This window comes from Candidatus Symbiopectobacterium sp. (assembly GCF_020054415.1).
In the GTDB taxonomy this organism is placed as follows: Bacteria; Pseudomonadota; Gammaproteobacteria; order Enterobacterales; family Enterobacteriaceae; genus Symbiopectobacterium.
The window spans coordinates 1-2,832 of record NZ_JAHWCO010000210.1 but is presented as its reverse complement, the minus strand read 5'-3'; the positions used below and the strand labels follow the sequence as shown (position 1 = coordinate 2,832).

Below are 2,832 nucleotides of genomic sequence, written 5' to 3'. Positions count from 1 at the left end.
CATTAGCGGTAGTAACGATATCTGGAAAAAGAAAGTGGGCTATCACCGGCGCTCAGTGGCTGAAACGGCCATGTTCCGGTTCAAAAGGCTTCTGGGTGGTCATCTAAGTCTGAGAGACTACGATGCTCAGGTGGGTGAAGTCCCGAATAATCTGGTGTGAAAACACGGTACGCAAACCAAAATATCCCGCTTTAGGGGATACAGACAGGCGAGCACTGAAGTAGAGGGTGTTGTCTACCCAGAAGCGTGTTTCTCCTCGCATCACTTCAATCACAATGCGATATTGCCTGCAGGGTTGCAGCAGGTGTGCAGCATCGGTGTATTCCCCGAGCAATGCACGATCTCTCTGTCCATTGTAGTAGCGAAAACGGGTGGTGCTGTTCCAGTTACCGCCCGTCCCGACATAATACAGCGCGAGGTTGTCATACTCATTCAACTGCCCGCGTCGGGTAAAAAGATCGCTGCCTTGCGGGTCTCGTGCAGCCCAAAACTGGTTAACGTCTGACAACCGATCATAAGCGCCCCCCGCCAGACGCACTTCACGGGTAAAGGCGACACGATAATTCCCCACCAGAGGTTTATCCAACCACAGCGTCAGACCCGCGGCACTCTCAAACCCCAGAGCGTCATCGCTCAGCGTGAGATGTGTATGCTGCGGATCTTCTTGTTCGCACCGCCATATTAGCGGTTCGCCCTGCGCATCCTGCGACCAGCGCAGCGAAAAATGATGAGGATTATGCTCCTCTTTCTATACTTGCGCCGCCGACAAGGCCAGTATCGTTGTGTCGGTACAGTTTGAATCCGTCATAGTGAGTTATCCTGTCTTGCCTGCTCAACCGGCAGGCTCAAAGTGAAGGGGGGATCTCATCCAGCAGAGCCAGTAGCGCGATCGCCGCCAATCCCCACTGCGCTACCGCGTTGGTTGATAGCTGCGCACCGTCGTCGAAGGCGACTTCGTCAATCGGCGCCAACACGTCAGGGGGAGTGAGGTGACGCAACTGACCAGCGGCAGCAACCATGCCACCGTCCCCGCCGCTAAATTCTCGCCAGGCGCGCTGCGCCAGTGACGCATCGTTTAAACGGTGTGCCGCAAACGCGGTCAGCCGGGCATGGCCCTGCGCCAGATTGTTTTTTTTTCACTCGCTTACAGATAAACCCACTTAGCGCGGCGGGATCGTTATACAGTCGGCAATAATCCAGCCAGGAGCGTCCAACATCAGGATCTGGCAGCAGATCGAGCAGTTCACTGCAAACCTCCGTCAGACCAAACACGGCGCTCAAATGAGAAATACCAATCTGTTCCGGTGATGCAGGCTGAAAACGCCCGCTACGGGGATCGAAATCGGCGCTGCCGGTAAAAAAGCCGTGTGGCTGGCGTGCAAGGGTTTGCATACTGTTAAGCAGGCGTTCACGTTGAGACGGATCGCCGTAGCGCTCCCGGTCTGTGAGCCATCCGGCGGCTACGGTACCCCAGTCCGTGCCAAACGCCAAATTGACCCAGTGCGGGTCGGTTGGTGCAACCTGGCCGATTTTGCGTCCTGGCAAAACCGTAGCCAATGCTCGCGCACCTTCAACCTGTTCATCCAGCAGTTCACCGATGTGTTCATCCGCCGTCAGGTAATAGAGAAAACGGCGATTGGCAACGGTCGAAATGGGCAACTGCTTGGCACTGTCCCCCCAGTGGCGCACGTTGTTGCGGGAGCCCAGCGGAGAGAAACGTCCCTGATGGTAAACATCCACCTCGCTGGTGTGACGCGTCATCGCCTCCGCCATACGAAATACATCAGCGCGCCCGCTGTGCAAAAAGTAGTACCACAGCCAGAGACCGGTACTGAGTTCCGAATTATCCTAGGCGTAACCACCTACGTCATAACGCCACACATGACGATCGCTATCATAAGTGTGCATCACATCGCCGAAATCCCAGAAGCCGTACCATTTGCGCTGTTCAACCTCCTGGTGATAGCGTTCGAAATACCAGGCGAGTTGCCCCTCAAGTTGTTTACGCTGCGGCGAATCCCCTCTGGCTGGTGACCACAAAGGGCCGAAGGCACGAGCGCGCGCCAGATCCTCAGGCTGTGCCACCAGCAATGGCGGTTGCTGCATCCGCTGTGCCAAACGCACCAATTGGGCGTTATCCGGCGTGGCGGGCAACACATCGATAAACAGCTCGCTGGTGCGGGCAATACCCTGTGGCGTGGAGAACCCCGGCTCGTAATCCTCATAGGTGATCGCCAACCCCTCCAACTGCTCTGCCGTACTCTCCTAGCCTAATCCATCATGGTAACCGCGCATCTCCATCGGCTCCGCCCAAGGCGACCAGAGCCACATTGTCACGGTAGCGCTATCTCTGTGGGCATCTGCCAGCGCTAAACTCGCCGGATAGCTTTGCCAAAAATGGCGAACACCAAAGGCAACGCCGCCTTTTGGCGTGCCCAGATACCCGACGCCCGTCCGCCGATCGCCGCCAACACCCAACCCTGCCCTGCTGACGTGCGTTTGTGAATCTGAAATCCATCTGGGTGATGCTGTGTCAAGCGATAGCTACCAAATGCCGTGATATAGGCCAGCCGCTTTCCTACTTCAGGGGAAAACACCGCTACCGGTGGCGTAGCGTTACCGTTGAGCTGAGCCGCTATCGCCCCCGCACCGGGATCGCGGCGTAATCCACTCAGGCCACGCACGAGCATATACACGAGATTGTGTAATTGCCTGATTTTGATATGTTCAATCCAACATCAAAAGCAGGTTACTTTATGGACGAAAAACAGTTACAGGCTCTGGCTAACGAGCTGGCCAAAAATATCAAAACCCCTGACGATATCAACCAGT

At 55.9% G+C, this 2,832-nt stretch carries 1 protein-coding gene and 2 pseudogenes; 1 reads left to right on the top strand and 2 read right to left on the bottom strand.

The window, feature by feature from the left end:
* Nucleotides 1-139: pseudogene (locus QZ506_RS06200) on the top strand (IS5/IS1182 family transposase); the annotation flags it as partial.
* Here QZ506_RS06200 and QZ506_RS06195 read toward each other — a convergent pair.
* Together QZ506_RS06195 and QZ506_RS06190 are read right to left on the bottom strand one after the other, a co-directional pair.
* Nucleotides 104-571 (bottom strand): DUF6250 domain-containing protein, encoded by a 468-nt coding sequence (locus QZ506_RS06195; protein WP_291969822.1) that lies wholly within the window; start codon nucleotides 569-571, stop codon nucleotides 104-106. The pseudogene QZ506_RS06200 and the gene QZ506_RS06195 sit on opposite strands and share 36 nt — an antisense overlap.
* 274 nt (nucleotides 572-845) lie before the next feature.
* A pseudogene (locus QZ506_RS06190) lies at nucleotides 846-2,684 on the bottom strand (Tat pathway signal sequence domain protein); the annotation flags it as partial.
* Nucleotides 2,685-2,832: the final 148 nt, after the last annotated feature.